Consider the following 14824-nt stretch of genomic DNA (forward strand, 5'->3'; position numbering starts at 1 on the left):
ACCGCCCGGGATCACCGCGAACGCTAGCCCGGCGCGGCGGGGCGCCGACAGGACCCTCCTTGGAGTAATACCCCCTAGGGGTATAATGTCGTGAGAAGTGGAAGGGCCCCCGCGGACCCTCAGCCCCACCCGCCTCGACGAGGAGTAACGACATGACCGCCCCCACCGACACCCCCGGATCCGTCACCGCCGTCTACAAGGTGAGCGGCATGAGCTGCGGCCACTGCGAGGGCGCCGTCTCCGGTGAGATCTCCCGGATCGACGGCGTCAGCTCGGTGAAGGCCGTCGCCTCCAGCGGTGAGGTCACCGTGGTCTCCGCCGCCGCCCTGGACGAGGAGGCCGTCCGCACCGCCGTCGACGAGGCCGGCTTCGAGCTGGTCGGCAGGGCCTGAGCACAGCCCGTACGCGCTCGTCGACCGGGCCGTGCGGACCGGCTGACACCGGATCCGCACGGTCCGGCCCGTCGCCTGGAGTCCGGACATGACCAGCACCACCGCCGACACACCGATACCCACCGAGCAGGCCGAGGTCGAGCTGATCATCGGCGGGATGACCTGCGCCTCCTGCGCGGCCCGCGTGGAGAAGAAGCTCAACCGCATGGAGGGCGTCACCGCCACGGTCAACTACGCGACCGAGAAGGCGAAGGTCGCCTATCCCGCGGGGATCGAAGTCGCCGACCTGATCGCGACCGTCGTGAAGACCGGCTACACGGCCGAGGAACCCGCCCCGGCGGCACGGGAGGAGACTCCCGACGAGACCGGTCCCGAGCCGGCGGTCCTGCGTCACCGCCTCCTCGTCTGCGCGCTCCTCGCCGTGCCCGTCGTGCTCTTCGCGATGGTCCCGGCCCTGCAGTTCGACAACTGGCAGTGGCTGTCGCTGACCCTCGCCGCGCCGGTCGTCGTCTGGGGCGGGCTGCCCTTCCACAGGGCGGCCTGGACCAACCTGCGGCACGGCGCCTCCACCATGGACACGCTCGTCTCGCTGGGCACGCTGGCCGCCTTCGGCTGGTCGCTGTGGGCGCTGTTCCTCGGCGACGCGGGCATGCCGGGCATGCGGCACCCCTTCGAGCTGACCGTCTCCCGCACCGACGGCGCCTCCGCGATCTATCTGGAGGTCGCCGCGGGCGTCACCGCGTTCCTGCTGCTGGGCCGCTATCTGGAGGCCCGCTCCAAGCGGCGCGCGGGGGCGGCCCTGCGGGCGCTGATGGAACTGGGCGCGAAGGACGTCGCCGTGCTGCGCGACGGCCGCGAGGTGCGCGTCCCGGTGGACCGGCTTGCCGTCGGGGACCGGTTCGTCGTGCGGCCCGGGGAGAAGGTCGCCACGGACGGGACCGTCGTCGAGGGCGTCTCCGCCGTGGACGTCTCGATGCTGACCGGCGAGTCCGTGCCGGTGGACGTGACGGCCGGGTCCCCGGTGACCGGTGCCACGGTGAACGTCGGCGGGCGGCTGGTCGTCGAGGCCACCCGGATCGGCGCCGACACCCGGCTCGCGCGCATGGCGAAGCTGGTCGAGGACGCGCAGGGCGGCAAGGCCGAGGTGCAGCGCCTGGCCGACCGGGTCGCCGGGGTCTTCGTCCCCGTGGTGCTGCTGATCACGGCCGCCACCTTCGGGGCCTGGCTCGGGATCACCGGTGACGCCGTCGCCGCGTTCACCGCCGCCGTCGCCGTCCTGATCATCGCCTGCCCGTGCGCCCTCGGGCTCGCCACACCGACCGCGCTCATGGTCGGCACCGGGCGCGGCGCGCAGCTCGGGATCCTGATCAAGGGCCCCGAGGTCCTGGAGTCCACCCGCCGCGTCGACACCGTCGTCCTCGACAAGACCGGCACCGTCACCACCGGCCGGATGACCCTCCAGGAGGTGTACGCCGCCGACGGCACCGACGAGCGGGAGGTGCTGCGACTCGCGGGCGCCGTGGAGCACGCCTCCGAGCACCCGGTCGCCCGGGCGGTGGCCGCGGGCGCCGAGGAGCGGACCGGACACCTGCCGGCGGCCGAGCACTTCGAGAACGTGCCCGGGCGCGGTGTCCGCGGCCGCGTGGAGGGCCGGGAGGTGACCGTGGGGCGGCTGTTCGACGCGCTGCCCGAGGAGCTGGCCCGCGCCCGGGCCGAGGCCGAGCGGGACGGCCGCACGGCGGTCGTCGTCGGTTGGGACGGGGCCGCGCGCGGGGTGCTCGCCGTCGCCGACGCGGTCAGGGACGGCAGCGCCGAGGCGGTGCGGGAGCTGCGCGCGCTCGGGCTCACGCCGGTGCTGCTGACCGGGGACAACAAGACGGTGGCCGCGGCCGTGGCCGCCGAGGTCGGCATCGACGAGGTGATCGCCGAGGTGCTGCCCGAGGACAAGGTCGCCGTCGTCAGGCGGCTCCAGGACGAAGGGCGGGTCGTCGCGATGGCCGGCGACGGCGTCAACGACGCGGCCGCGCTCGCCGCCGCCGATCTGGGTCTCGCGATGGGGACGGGGACGGACGCGGCGATCGAGGCGGGCGATCTGACGCTGGTGCGCGGGGACCTGCGGGTCGCCGCCGACGCCATCCGGCTGTCCCGGCGGACCCTGGCGACCATCAAGGGCAACCTCGTGTGGGCCTTCGGGTACAACGTGGCCGCGCTGCCGCTGGCCGCCGCCGGGATGCTCAACCCGATGCTTGCGGGGGCGGCGATGGCGTTCTCGTCCGTCTTCGTGGTGACGAACAGTCTGCGACTGCGGACGTTCCGCTGACGTGGAGACCGGAGCCGCCGGAAGTTACCGAGGGTTAGGCGAATCCGGAACGACGGAGCCCCTGGAGTCCTGCGCGAGCCTCACATAAGCTCTTCACAAGGCTTGCGCATCTTCCTTACGCTGGGGACGTCGATCGCCGCATCCGGGCTCTTGCGTATCTATCAGGACATACGCAAGAGACGCAGATCACAGTGATGTGAACGTAACCATCGAAGGGGTTCGAAGGTCTAAGTTGGCGGTGTCAGGAAGCGTCTTGGGGGGCGCCGACTGGCATCTGAGGATGTCTTGGGGGACTTCCTCAGAGATGCGTTGCCGGGGCACGCACACCGGGAAGCTTTGAGCGGCCCTCCCAGCGTGCGCTGTCCCGGCAGATCGCACACGACGGCATGGGTACGACGAGTTCTGCTCGTTCTGCTCGACCGCCACCGTCGCCGCTCCACAACCGCATATGGCATCAGCGAATTCAGGCGCTGTGTCCTCGCAGACGCCCGGCCGGATCCCGTGGGGGGAATCCGCACCGGGACATGGGAAGGCGCCCTGGTCGTCGGCCCGTGGGGGGACCGAGGCACCAGGGCGCCTTCTGCTGCCCGCGCACGGCCACGCCGCCCGGCACGCGGAAGGGGCCGCCCGCAACGGACGGCCCCTCTTCACGCTGTCCGGGCGCGCCGGCGCGGCAGCGAGTCACCGCCGGCGCGGGGCACCGCCCTCGCGGCACCCCCGCCGACGTACGTCAGCGCTCTTCGACCGGGACGAAGTCGCGCTGGACCACGCCCGTGTAGATCTGGCGCGGGCGGCCGATGCGGGAACCCGGCTCCTTGATCATTTCCTGCCACTGGGCGATCCAGCCCGGAAGGCGGCCCAGGGCGAAGAGGACCGTGAACATCTCGGTCGGGAAGCCCATGGCGCGGTAGATCAGGCCCGTGTAGAAGTCGACGTTCGGGTAGAGGCTGCGCGAGACGAAGTAGTCGTCGGAGAGCGCGTGCTCCTCCAGCTTCAGCGCGATGTCCAGCAGCTCGTCGGACTTGCCGAGGGCGGACAGCACGTCGTGGGCGGCGGCCTTGATGATCTTGGCGCGCGGGTCGAAGTTCTTGTAGACCCGGTGGCCGAAGCCCATCAGGCGGACGCCGTCCTCCTTGTTCTTCACCTTGCGGATGAAGGAGTCGACGTCGCCGCCGGCGTCGCGGATGCCCTCGAGCATCTCCAGCACCGACTGGTTGGCGCCGCCGTGCAGCGGGCCCCACAGGGCGTTGATGCCGGCGGAGATCGAGGCGAACATGTTCGCCTGCGAGGAGCCCACCAGGCGGACCGTGGACGTCGAACAGTTCTGCTCGTGGTCGGCGTGCAGGATGAGCAGCTTGTCCAGGGCCGAGACGACGGTCGGGTCGAGGTCGTACTCCTGGGCGGGGACCGAGAAGGTCATGCGCAGGAAGTTCTCGACGTAGCCGAGGTCGTTGCGCGGGTAGACGAACGGGTGGCCGATCGACTTCTTGTACGCGTACGCGGCGATCGTCGGAAGCTTGGCGAGCAGCCGGATCGTGGAGAGGTTGCGCTGACGCTCGTCGAACGGGTTGTGGCTGTCCTGGTAGAAGGTGGACAGCGCGGAGACGACCGACGACAGCATGGCCATCGGGTGGGCGTCGCGCGGGAAGCCCCGGTAGAAGTTCTTGACGTCCTCGTGCAGCAGGGTGTGCTGCGTGATGTCGTTCTTGAAGGAGGCCAGCTCGTCGACGGTCGGCAGCTCACCGTTGATCAGCAGGTAGGCGACCTCCAGGAAGGTCGAACGCTCGGCCAGCTGCTCGATCGGGTAGCCGCGGTACCGCAGGATGCCCGACTCGCCGTCCAGGTAGGTGATGGCGGATTTATAGGCGGCGGTGTTCCCGTATCCGCTGTCCAGGGTCACGAGACCGGTCTGGGCGCGGAGCTTCCCGATGTCGAAGCCCTTGTCGCCGACGGTGCTGTCGATCACCGGGTAGGTGTACTCGCCGTCGCCGTACCGCAGTACTACAGAGTTGTCGCTCACGTCATCCCTCACCGACGTTGTGCCTCTTCTTCGAGGTTGCCCTGACTGTCTCTACCATCCCCCATTTGGCGCAGGTGAGTGCACTCGGGGTCGACCATTGGGCTTATCGACGGCACTCAGTGCCGCCAACTTGCTCATCCTGCCGCCTCCGTCCGCCTTCCGGAAGTGCTCTGTGACCTTCACGACTCGTTTGATCGATCATTTCTCCCGTGCGGGGTCAGCGCGGTGAGCCGGACGGGCCTGCGAGGCGGAAGTCGAGGGCCGTGCAGCGCCGGCCGGCCGAGACCGTCCGCACCGCCTGGCCGATCGCCTTGCGCGAACCGACGAGCACGACGAGCTTCTTGGCCCGCGTCACGGCCGTATAGAGCAGATTGCGCTGCAGCATCATCCATGCCCCGGTGGTGACGGGGATCACCACCGCGGGATATTCACTTCCCTGTGAACGGTGGATGGTGACCGCGTACGCGTGGGCCAGTTCGTCCAGTTCGTCGAACTCGTACGGCACCTCCTCGTCCTCGTCCGTCAGGACCGTCAGGCGCTGGTCGACCGGGTCCAGCGAGGTGACCACGCCCACGGTGCCGTTGAAGACGCCGTTCTCCCCCTTCTCGTAGTTGTTACGGATCTGGGTGACCTTGTCGCCGACGCGGAAAACCCTCCCGCCGAACCGCTTCTCCGGCAGATCGGGCCGGCCGGGCGTGACGGCCTGCTGGAGCAGGCCGTTGAGCGTGCCGGCGCCGGCCGGGCCCCGGTGCATCGGCGCGAGCACCTGGACGTCCCGGCGCGGGTCGAGACCGAACCGGGCGGGGATGCGGCGGGCGGCGACGTCGACGGTGAGCCGGCCGGCCTCCTCGGTGTCCTCCTCGACGAAGAGGAAGAAGTCCTTCAGGCCGTCGGTGAGCGGGTGCTGCCCGGCGTTGATCCGGTGCGCGTTCGTCACCACGCCCGACTGCTGGGCCTGACGGAACACGCGCGTGAGGCGCACGGCCGGCAGCGGGCTGCCGTCGGCGAGCAGGTCGCGCAGCACCTCGCCGGCGCCGACGCTGGGCAACTGGTCGACGTCGCCGACGAAGAGGAGGTGGGCGCCGGGCGGTACGGCCTTCACCAGCTTGTTGGCCAGCAGCAGATCCAGCATGGACGCCTCGTCGACGACCACGAGGTCGGCGTCGAGGGGGCGGTCGCGGTCGTAGGCCGCGTCGCCGCCAGGCCTGAGCTCCAGCAGGCGGTGGACGGTGGAGGCCTCGGCGCCGGTCAGCTCCGCGAGGCGCTTGGCGGCCCGGCCGGTGGGGGCGGCGAGGACGACCTTCGCCTTCTTGGCGCGGGCAAGCTCCACGATCGAGCGCACGGTGAAGGACTTGCCGCAGCCGGGACCACCGGTGAGGACGGCGACCTTCTCCGTCAGCGCGAGCTTCACGGCCGCCTCCTGCTCGGGCGCGAGGTCCGCCCCGGTACGGCCCCTCAGCCACGCCAGCGCCTTGTCCCAGGCCACGTCGCCGAATCCGGGCATACGGTCCTCTCCCGTGCGCAGCAGCCGCGTCAGCTGGGCGGCGAGGGAGAGTTCGGCGCGGTGGAAGGGGACCAGGTAGACGGCGGTCACCGGGTCCCCGCCGTCGGGGCCGGGCACCTTCTCGCGGACGACGCCGGGGTCCTCGCCCTCCTCCGGCACCCGCGCCAGCTCGGCGAGGCATTCGATGACGAGGCCGGTGTCGACCTGGAGGAGCTTGACCGCGTCGGCGATCAGCCGCTCCTCGGGGAGGTAGCAGTGACCCTGGTCGGCGGACTGGGACAGGGCGTACTGGAGACCGGCCTTGACGCGCTCCGGGCTGTCGTGCGGGATGCCGACGGACTGGGCGATCTTGTCGGCGGTCAGGAAGCCGATGCCCCAGACGTCGGCCGCCAGCCGGTACGGCTGGTTCCTCACCACCGAGATCGAGGCGTCGCCGTACTTCTTGTAGATGCGCACCGCGATGGACGTGGAGACCTCGACGGTCTGGAGGAAGAGCATGACCTCCTTGATCGCCTTCTGCTCCTCCCAGGCGTCGGCGATCTTCTTCGTGCGCTTGGGGCCCAGGCCGGGAACCTCGATCAGGCGCTTGGGCTCCTCCTCGATGATCTGCAGGGTGTCCAGCCCGAAGTGCTGGGTGATGCGGTCGGCGAAGACCGGTCCGATGCCCTTGACCAGGCCGGACCCCAGGTAGCGGCGGATGCCCTGGACGGTGGCCGGCAGGACCGTCGTGTAGTTCTCCACCAGGAACTGCTTGCCGTACTGGGGGTGCGAGCCCCAGCGGCCCTCCATGCGCAGGGACTCGCCGACCTGGGCGCCGAGCAGGGCGCCGACGACCGTGAGCAGGTCGCCGCCGCCGCGGCCGGTGTCGACGCGCGCGACCGTGTAGCCGTTCTCCTCGTTGGCGTACGTGATGCGCTCCAGGACGCCTTCGAGTGTGGCCAGTCGCCGCTCTCCCGCCCGGGAGGCCCCCGCCTGATCGGTCATGGTCCGACGGTACCGCCCGGCACCGACAACTCAGCCGGACCGGGCGACCACGTGGTCGATCACCCTTTCGAAGTCCTCGGTCGGGGAGAACTCGACCAGTTCGCAGTCCTCCAGGACCACCGGGACGTGGCCGGGCGGCCAGTGGTACGCCTGGCCCGCCTCGTAGACCTCCTCGCCCTCGGCGGTGAGCAGCCGCAGCCGGCCCTTCAGGACGTAACCCCAGTGGGGGCACGGGCAGGCGTCGTCGGGCAGGCCCTTGAGCGCCGGGCCCATGTCGGCGCCCTGCGGAAGGCTGATGTAGCCGACGGACATGCCCCCGCCGATCGGCTCCATCCGCAGTTCCACCCCGCCGCCCTCGAGTGCCACGGGTACGTCGTCGCGCGTCGCGGACGTCATGGCTCCTCCTCTTCCGGTCCGTCGGGACCTCGGGAACCTCCTCGTGCTTCCAGCGTGACCCCGCTGCCGCCGGCCCGCGACCACGTTCGTCCGAGCGGCCTTTCATCACGATCGGATTTCGGCCACTCCAGGGGCTTGATCTCACCCCGTGTAATCGATTCCAATCCTCCTTGCACGTCGATGTAATCGATTCCATTCGTTCACGAGGAGGTGACCGGTGATGGCGGGCATCAAGGACGTCGCCGCCGAGGCGGGGGTCTCCGTCGCCACGGTGTCCCGCGTCCTGAACGACCACCCGTCGGTCAGCGAGGACGCACGCACCCGCGTGCTGGCCGCCGTCGAGACGCTGGGCTACCGCCCGAACGCCGTCGCCCGGTCGCTGCGCACCGACCAGACCCGCACCCTCGGCCTGGTCATCAGCGACGTGATGAACCCCTACTTCACCGAACTGGCCCGCTCCGTCGAGGAGGAGGCCCGTGCGCTCGGATACAGCGTCATCATCGGCAACGCCGACGAGCGGCCCGACCTCCAGGACCACCACGTACGGACCCTGCTGGACCGCCGGATCGACGGTCTGCTCGTCTCCCCCACCGACGGCGGCTCGCCGCTGATGCTGGACGCCGCGCGCGGGGGAACGCCGATGGTGTTCGTCGACCGGTGGATCCCGGGCCTCGACGTGCCGGTGGTCCGCGCGGACGGGCAGGCCGCCGTACGGGACCTGGTGGCGCATCTGCACGGGCTCGGGCACCGCAGGCTCGCCATCATCGCGGGCCCGGCCGCCACCACCACCGGCAGCGAGCGCGTCGCGGCCTTCCGCGACGCCATGGCCGCCTACGGACTCCCCCTGCCCGACGCGCACACAGGGCAGGGCGACTTCCAGGCCGAGAGCGGACGGCGGGTCACCGAGGGCTTCCTCGACCTGCCCGAGCCGCCCGACGTCGTCTTCGCCGCGGACAACCTGATGGCGCTGGGCGCGCTGGACGCCGTCCGCGCGCGCGGGCTGCGCGTCCCCGACGACATCGCGCTCGCCGCGTTCGACGACATCCCGTGGTTCGTGCACACCGATCCGCCGATCACCGCGATCGCCCAGCCCACGGGCGAGCTGGGCCGGGCCGCCGTGCGCGCCCTCGTCGACCGCATCGAGGGAAGGACCCCGCGGTCCGTCACCCTCCCCGCCCGTCTCGTCGTGCGCCGCTCGTGCGGCGAGAACCCTGCACAGGACCCCGCTGTGCAGCCCCCCGTACAAAGGAGCCAGTCGTGAGCAACCCGGACGAGTTGCTGCGCATCGAGGGCATACGCAAGACCTTCCCGGGCGTGGTCGCGCTCGACGGCGTCGACTTCGACCTGCGCCGGGGCGAGGTGCACGTGCTGCTCGGTGAGAACGGCGCGGGCAAGAGCACCCTGATCAAGATGCTCTCCGGCGCCTACCGCCCCGACGCCGGGCGGATCCTGGTCGGCGGCGAGGAGGTGCGCATCCACGGGGCGCAGGACTCCGAGCGTCTCGGGATCGCCACCATCTACCAGGAGTTCAACCTCGTACCCGATCTGACGGTCGCCGAGAACATCTTCCTGGGGCGCCAGCCGCGCCGCTTCGGGATGATCGACCGCAAGCGGATGGAGGCCGAGGCCGCCGTCCTGCTGGAACGGGTCGGCGTCAGCGTCTCGCCCCGCGCGCGGGTGCGGGAACTCGGCATCGCGCGCCTGCAGATGGTCGAGATCGCCAAGGCGCTCAGCCTGGACGCGCGCGTGCTGATCATGGACGAGCCGACCGCCGTGCTGACCTCGGAGGAGGTCGACAAGCTCTTCGCGATCGTGCGGCGGCTGCGCGAGGACGGCGTCGGCGTCGTCTTCATCACGCACCACCTGGAGGAGATCGCCGCCCTCGGCGACCGCGTCACGGTGATCCGCGACGGCAGGTCGGTCGGCCAGGTGCCCGCCACCACGCCCGAGGACGAGCTCGTACGGCTCATGGTGGGCCGTTCCATCGAGCAGCAGTACCCGCGCGAGCGCGCCGGCACCGGCACCGTCCTGCTGTCCGTCGAGGGGCTGACCCGCGACGGCGTCTTCCACGACGTGAGCTTCGAGGTGCGGGCGGGCGAGGTCGTCGGCGTCGCGGGTCTGGTCGGCGCCGGTCGCACCGAGGTCGTCCGGGCGGTGTTCGGGGCGGACCCCTACGACCGCGGGACGGTGTCGGTCGGGGGCGCACGGCTCCCCCGGTCCGACGTGAACGCGGCCATGGCGGCCGGGATCGGGCTCGTGCCGGAGGACCGCAAGGGCCAGGGGCTGGTGCTCGACGCCTCCGTCGAGGAGAACCTCGGGCTGGTGACCATGCGGTCCGCCACCCGGGCCGGGCTCGTCGACCTCCGGGCCCAGCACGCGGCCGCCGACCGGATCGCACAGCAGCTGGGTGTGCGGATGGCGGGCCTCGGCCAGCACGTGCGCACGCTCTCCGGCGGCAACCAGCAGAAGGTCGTCATCGGCAAGTGGCTGCTGGCCGACACCAGGGTGCTGATCCTCGACGAGCCGACGCGCGGGATCGACGTCGGCGCCAAGGTCGAGATCTACCAGCTGATCAACGAGCTGACGGCCGCCGGCGCCGCGGTCCTGATGATCTCCAGCGACCTGCCCGAGGTGCTCGGCATGAGCGACCGGGTGCTGGTGATGGCCCAGGGCCGGATCGCCGGGGAACTCCCCGCCGACGAGGCCACCCAGGACGCCGTCATGGCGCTCGCCGTCAGTACTCCCACCCCAACCGAGATGGAGGCCGGCCGTGGCCGCTGACACGCTCAGGAGCACAACGGGCGCCGGTGGCGCCGCGGCGGTTCGCCGTCTGCTCCTCGACAACGGGGCGCTCACCGCGCTCATCGTCCTCGTCATCGCCATGTCGGCGCTGTCGGGCGACTTCCTGACCACCGACAACCTGCTCAACGTCGGTGTCCAGGCCGCCGTGACCGCCGTCCTCGCCTTCGGCGTCACCTTCGTCATCGTCTCGGCCGGCATCGACCTGTCGGTCGGCTCGGTGGCGGCGCTGTCGGCGACCGTACTGGCGTGGAGCGCCACCGAGCAGGGGGTGCCGGTCGCCGCGGCGGTCGTCCTGGCGGTCGTCACCGGCATCGCGTGCGGCCTGGTGAACGGGTTCCTCATCGCGTACGGCAAGCTGCCGCCGTTCATCGCGACGCTCGCGATGCTGTCGGTGGGCCGCGGTCTGTCACTGGTGATCTCCGAGGGCTCCCCGATCGCCTTCCCCGACTCGGTCTCGCACCTGGGCGACACGCTCGGCGGCTGGCTGCCGGTGCCCGTACTGGTCATGGTCGTGATGGGTCTGATCGCGGCGTTCGTGCTCGGCCGGACGTACATCGGCCGCTCGATGTACGCCATCGGCGGCAACGAGGAGGCCGCGCGTCTGTCGGGTCTGCGGGTCAAGAGGCAGAAGCTCGCCATCTACGCCCTGTCGGGTGTGTTCGCCGCCGCCGCGGGCGTCGTGCTCGCCGCCCGGCTGTCCTCCGCCCAGCCGCAGGCCGCCGACGGCTACGAGCTGGACGCCATCGCCGCGGTCGTCATCGGCGGCGCCTCGCTCGCCGGCGGCACCGGCAAGGCGTCCGGGACGCTGATCGGCGCGCTGATCCTGGCGGTGCTGCGCAACGGACTGAACCTGCTGTCCGTCTCCGCCTTCTGGCAGCAGGTCGTCATCGGCGTCGTCATCGCGCTGGCCGTGCTGCTGGACACCGTGCGCCGCAAGGCCGGGGCGACCCCGGCGGCGGCCGGCGCCGGCGGCGCGAAGGGGAAGCAGGGGGCGACGTACGCCCTCGCGGCGGTGGTGACCGTGGCGATCGTCGGCGCGACCTCCTTCCTGCACGGCGGTTCCTCGTCGGCCTCGAACCCCAAGGTGGGTCTGGCGCTGTCGACGCTCAACAACCCGTTCTTCGTGCAGATCCAGTCGGGCGCGCAGGCCGAGGCGGAGAAGCTGGGCGTGGACCTGACCGTCACCGACGCGCAGAACGACGCCTCGCAACAGGCCAACCAGTTGCAGAACTTCACCAGCTCCGGCTTCGACGCGGTCATCGTCAACCCGGTGGACTCCGACGCGGCCGGTCCGGCCGTGCGCGCCGCCGACCAGGCGAAGATCCCGGTCATCGCGGTCGACCGCGGCGTCAACAAGGCGACGACGGACGCGCTGGTGGCCTCCGACAACGTCGCCGGCGGTGAACTGGCGGCCAGGACCGTCGCGGAGAAGCTCGGCGGCGCCGGCAAGATCGTCATCCTCCAGGGCCAGGCGGGCACCTCCGCCGCCCGGGAGCGGGCGGAAGGTTTCGCCAAGGGGCTGAAGGCGTACCCCGGCATCCAGGTCCTGGCCCAGCAGCCGGCCGACTTCGACCGCACCAAGGGCCTCGACGTGATGTCGAACCTGCTCCAGGCCCACCCGGACGTCCAAGGCGTCATCGCCGCCAACGACGAGATGGCACTCGGCGCGATCAAGGCACTCGGCTCCAGGGCCGGCCGGTCCGTGCAGGTCGTCGGCTTCGACGGCACCCCGGACGGACTGAACGCCGTCAAGGACGGCACGCTGTACGCGTCCGTGGCGCAGCAGCCGTCGCAGTTGGGCAGGATCGCCGTGGACAACGCGCTGAAGGCCCTTCAGGGCAAGAAGGTCGAGCAGACGGTGAAGGTGCCGGTGAAGGTGGTCACCAAGGAGAACGTGGCCGGCTTCAGCGGCTGACATGGGCGAGCGGGCGGGCGGTCCTGGGACCGCCCGCCCCACGTCACGTACCAGGGGAGTTCTTTCATGTACGACTACGACCTACTGGTCGTAGGGTCGGCCAACGCCGACCTGGTGATCGGCGTCGAGCGCAGGCCCGGGGCCGGGGAGACGGTGCTGGGCTCCGACCTGGCCGTCCATCCCGGCGGCAAGGGAGCCAACCAGGCGGTCGCGGCCGCCCGCCTCGGTGCCCGCACGGCACTGCTGGCCCGGGTCGGCGACGACGCCCACGGGCGCCTGCTGCTCGACTCGCAGCGGGCGGCCGGGGTCGACACGGGGGGCGTGCTGGTGGGCGGGGCGCCGACCGGGGTCGCGCTGATCACCGTCGACCCGTCGGGCGACAACAGCATCGTCGTCTCGCCCGGCGCGAACGGCCGGCTCACCCCGGCGGACGTGCGGGCGGCGGCCGCCCTCCTCCACGCCTCTCGAGTGGTCTCCGCCCAGCTGGAGATCCCGCTGGAGACGGTCGTGGAGGTCGTCCGCGGCCTGGCACCGGGCGGCCGGTTCGTGCTGAACCCCTCCCCGCCGCGCCCCCTGCCGGCCGAGGTGCTCGCGGCCTGCGACCCGCTGATCGTCAACGAGCACGAGGCGAAGGTCGTCCTCGGCGCGGCGGCCGTCGGCGGGGAACCGGAGGACTGGGCGCGGCTGCTGCTGGCGAAGGGTCCCCGCTCGGTCGTGGTGACCCTGGGCTCCGAGGGCGCGTTGGTGGCGTCCGCGCGGGGCGTCGCACGCGTGCCGTCGGTGGCGGTGGACGCCGTGGACACCACGGGTGCCGGCGACTCCTTCACGGCGGCGCTGGCGTGGAAGCTGGGCGCGGGTGCCTCCCTGACCGAGGCGGCGGCCTACGCGGCCCGGGTCGGGGCGGTGGCCGTCACCCGGCGGGGCGCGCAGGAGTCGTTCCCGACGGCGGAGGAGGTCGAGGCCCTGGGCTCGCGGGGCGGCCTCCGGACCCCCGGCGGGAGGCCGGACAGCGCGCCCGAGGCGCTGCGGGGAGGTGACGCGCAGTGAAGAGGGCGGGGATCCTGAACCGTCATCTGTCGGGCGCGCTCGCCGAGTTGGGGCACGGCGACGGGGTGCTGGTGTGCGACGCCGGGATGCCGATACCCGACGGGCCGCGGGTCGTGGACCTGGCCTTCCGGGCGGGGGTGCCGTCGTTCGCGGAGGTCGTCGACGGCCTGCTCGCCGAGCTGGTCGTGGAGGGCGCGACGGCGGCGCGGGAGGTGCGGGCCGCGAACCCGGCGGCCGCGGCGCTGCTGGACGGACACTTCCCCGAGCTGGCGCTCGTCCCCCACGAGCGGCTGAAGGAGCTGTCGGCGGGGGCGCGGCTGGTGGTCCGGACGGGCGAGGCGCGACCGTACGCGAACGTGCTGCTGCGGTGCGGGGTGTTCTTCTGACATGTGGTCAGCGGGGCGTGGGTGAGGGTGATGCCCGGTCGCCCGGCTCCGCGGCCGGGCCGACGTGCCGCCACCCGGTGGGGTGACGTGTGGTCGACGACCTTGGGACGCTGCGAGGGGCCCGGTCTGCCGACCGGGCCCCTCGGGCTGCCCCCAAGGGAATCTCGACGAGTTCTCCGTCGACGGGGCCGGTGGGGTGTGGGTGCCGAGTGGGGACCTCAGTGGTCGTTCACGTGAGGACGTGGTGGACGAACCGCTCCGCGGTCTCGGTGAGGAGATCGCGTCCGTCCCGGGCCCACAGGGCGTCGTTGAACAGTTCTACCTCGATCGGGCCGGTGTAGCCGGCGGCCTCCACGTGGGCCCTCCACTCGCGCATGTCGATCGCGCCGTCGCCGATCTGGCCGCGGCCGTTGAGGACGCCCTCGGGCAGGGGGGTCGTCCAGTCGGCGAGCTGGAAGGCGTGGATGCGGCCCCCCGCCCCGGCGCGGGCGATCTGCTCGGGGGCCCGGTCGTCCCACCAGACGTGGTACGTGTCGACCGTGACGCCGACCTGGTGTGCGGGGAAGCGTTCCGCGAGGTCCAGGGCCTGGGCGAGGGTGGAGACCACACAGCGGTCGGAGGCGTACATGGGGTGCAGGGGCTCGATGGCCAGCCGTACGCCGTGGGACTCGGCGTAGGGGCCGAGTTCCGCGAGCGCGTCGGCGATGCGTTCGCGGGCGCCGTGCAGGTCCTTCGAGCCCGCCGGGAGGCCGCCCGAGACCAGGACCAGGGTGTCCGTGCCGAGGGTGGCCGCCTCGTCGACCGCGCGGCGGTTGTCGGCGAGGGCCGCGGCGCGTTCGTCCGGGTCGATCGCCGTGAAGAATCCGCCTCGGCACAGGGTCGTCACCGTCAGGCCGGTGTCCCGGACCAGCTTCGCGGTCTCCTCCAGGCCGTACGCCGCCACCGGATCGCGCCACAGGCCGACGCCCGGCACGCCCAGGTCCGCGCAGGCGTCGACCAGTTCGGGCATCGACAGCTGCTTCACCGTCATCTGGTTGATGGAGAAGCGGGACAGGTCC

Annotated in this window: 11 protein-coding genes; 7 read left to right on the top strand and 4 right to left on the bottom strand. The window is 71.7% G+C overall.

Going from position 1 to position 14824, the window contains the following annotated elements; genetic code table 11:
* Positions 1 to 152 precede the first annotated feature (152 nt).
* Together ACZ4YY_RS08070 and ACZ4YY_RS08075 are read left to right on the top strand one after the other, a co-directional pair.
* Positions 153 to 392 (top strand): heavy-metal-associated domain-containing protein, encoded by a 240-nt coding sequence (locus ACZ4YY_RS08070; protein ID WP_468285095.1) that lies wholly within the window; start codon positions 153 to 155, stop codon positions 390 to 392.
* Positions 393 to 480: 88 nt separating this feature from the next.
* A complete protein-coding gene (locus ACZ4YY_RS08075; protein WP_468285098.1) occupies positions 481 to 2712 on the top strand; it encodes a heavy metal translocating P-type ATPase in 2232 nt (743 codons plus the stop codon).
* 730 nt (positions 2713 to 3442) lie between these two features.
* Here ACZ4YY_RS08075 and ACZ4YY_RS08080 read toward each other — a convergent pair.
* The 3 genes from ACZ4YY_RS08080 to ACZ4YY_RS08090 form a co-directional block, all read right to left on the bottom strand.
* On the bottom strand, positions 3443 to 4732 hold the full coding sequence (locus tag ACZ4YY_RS08080; protein ID WP_468285101.1) for a citrate synthase: 1290 nt from the start codon (positions 4730 to 4732) through the stop codon (positions 3443 to 3445).
* Positions 4733 to 4949: 217 nt separating this feature from the next.
* On the bottom strand, positions 4950 to 7220 hold the full coding sequence (gene recD2, locus ACZ4YY_RS08085; protein ID WP_468285104.1) for an SF1B family DNA helicase RecD2: 2271 nt from the start codon (positions 7218 to 7220) through the stop codon (positions 4950 to 4952).
* 30 nt (positions 7221 to 7250) lie between these two features.
* A complete protein-coding gene (locus tag ACZ4YY_RS08090; RefSeq protein ID WP_468285107.1) occupies positions 7251 to 7616 on the bottom strand; it encodes a cupin domain-containing protein in 366 nt (121 codons plus the stop codon).
* 220 nt (positions 7617 to 7836) lie between these two features.
* On the opposite strand from ACZ4YY_RS08090, the gene ACZ4YY_RS08095 reads away from it, so the two are divergent.
* The 5 genes from ACZ4YY_RS08095 (at position 7837) to rbsD (ending at position 13766) form a co-directional block, all read left to right on the top strand.
* A complete protein-coding gene (locus ACZ4YY_RS08095) occupies positions 7837 to 8877 on the top strand; it encodes a LacI family DNA-binding transcriptional regulator (protein ID WP_468285110.1) in 1041 nt (346 codons plus the stop codon).
* The gene (locus ACZ4YY_RS08100; RefSeq protein WP_468285113.1) at positions 8874 to 10397 is read left to right on the top strand and encodes a sugar ABC transporter ATP-binding protein; all 1524 of its coding nucleotides are present in this window, start codon (positions 8874 to 8876) and stop codon (positions 10395 to 10397) included. Before ACZ4YY_RS08095 ends, ACZ4YY_RS08100 begins: the two co-directional genes overlap by 4 nt.
* Positions 10387 to 12333, top strand: coding sequence for an ABC transporter permease/substrate-binding protein (locus ACZ4YY_RS08105; protein ID WP_468285115.1), 1947 nt, complete (start codon positions 10387 to 10389; stop codon positions 12331 to 12333). The genes ACZ4YY_RS08100 and ACZ4YY_RS08105 overlap by 11 nt, the downstream gene beginning before the upstream one ends.
* A 66-nt stretch (positions 12334 to 12399) precedes the next feature.
* Positions 12400 to 13380, top strand: a complete 981-nt coding sequence (locus tag ACZ4YY_RS08110) for a ribokinase (protein WP_468285118.1) — start codon at positions 12400 to 12402, stop codon at positions 13378 to 13380.
* Positions 13377 to 13766, top strand: a complete 390-nt coding sequence (gene rbsD, locus ACZ4YY_RS08115; protein WP_468285121.1) for a D-ribose pyranase — start codon at positions 13377 to 13379, stop codon at positions 13764 to 13766. The genes ACZ4YY_RS08110 and rbsD overlap by 4 nt, the downstream gene beginning before the upstream one ends.
* 229 nt (positions 13767 to 13995) lie before the next feature.
* Here the strand turns inward: rbsD and ACZ4YY_RS08120 are convergent, their stop codons facing one another.
* Entirely contained in the window at positions 13996 to 14796 is an 801-nt protein-coding gene (locus tag ACZ4YY_RS08120; RefSeq protein WP_468285291.1) for a sugar phosphate isomerase/epimerase family protein, read from the bottom strand.
* Positions 14797 to 14824: the final 28 nt, after the last annotated feature.

The sequence above is a fragment of the Streptomyces sp. NPDC030143 genome, assembly GCF_055573695.1.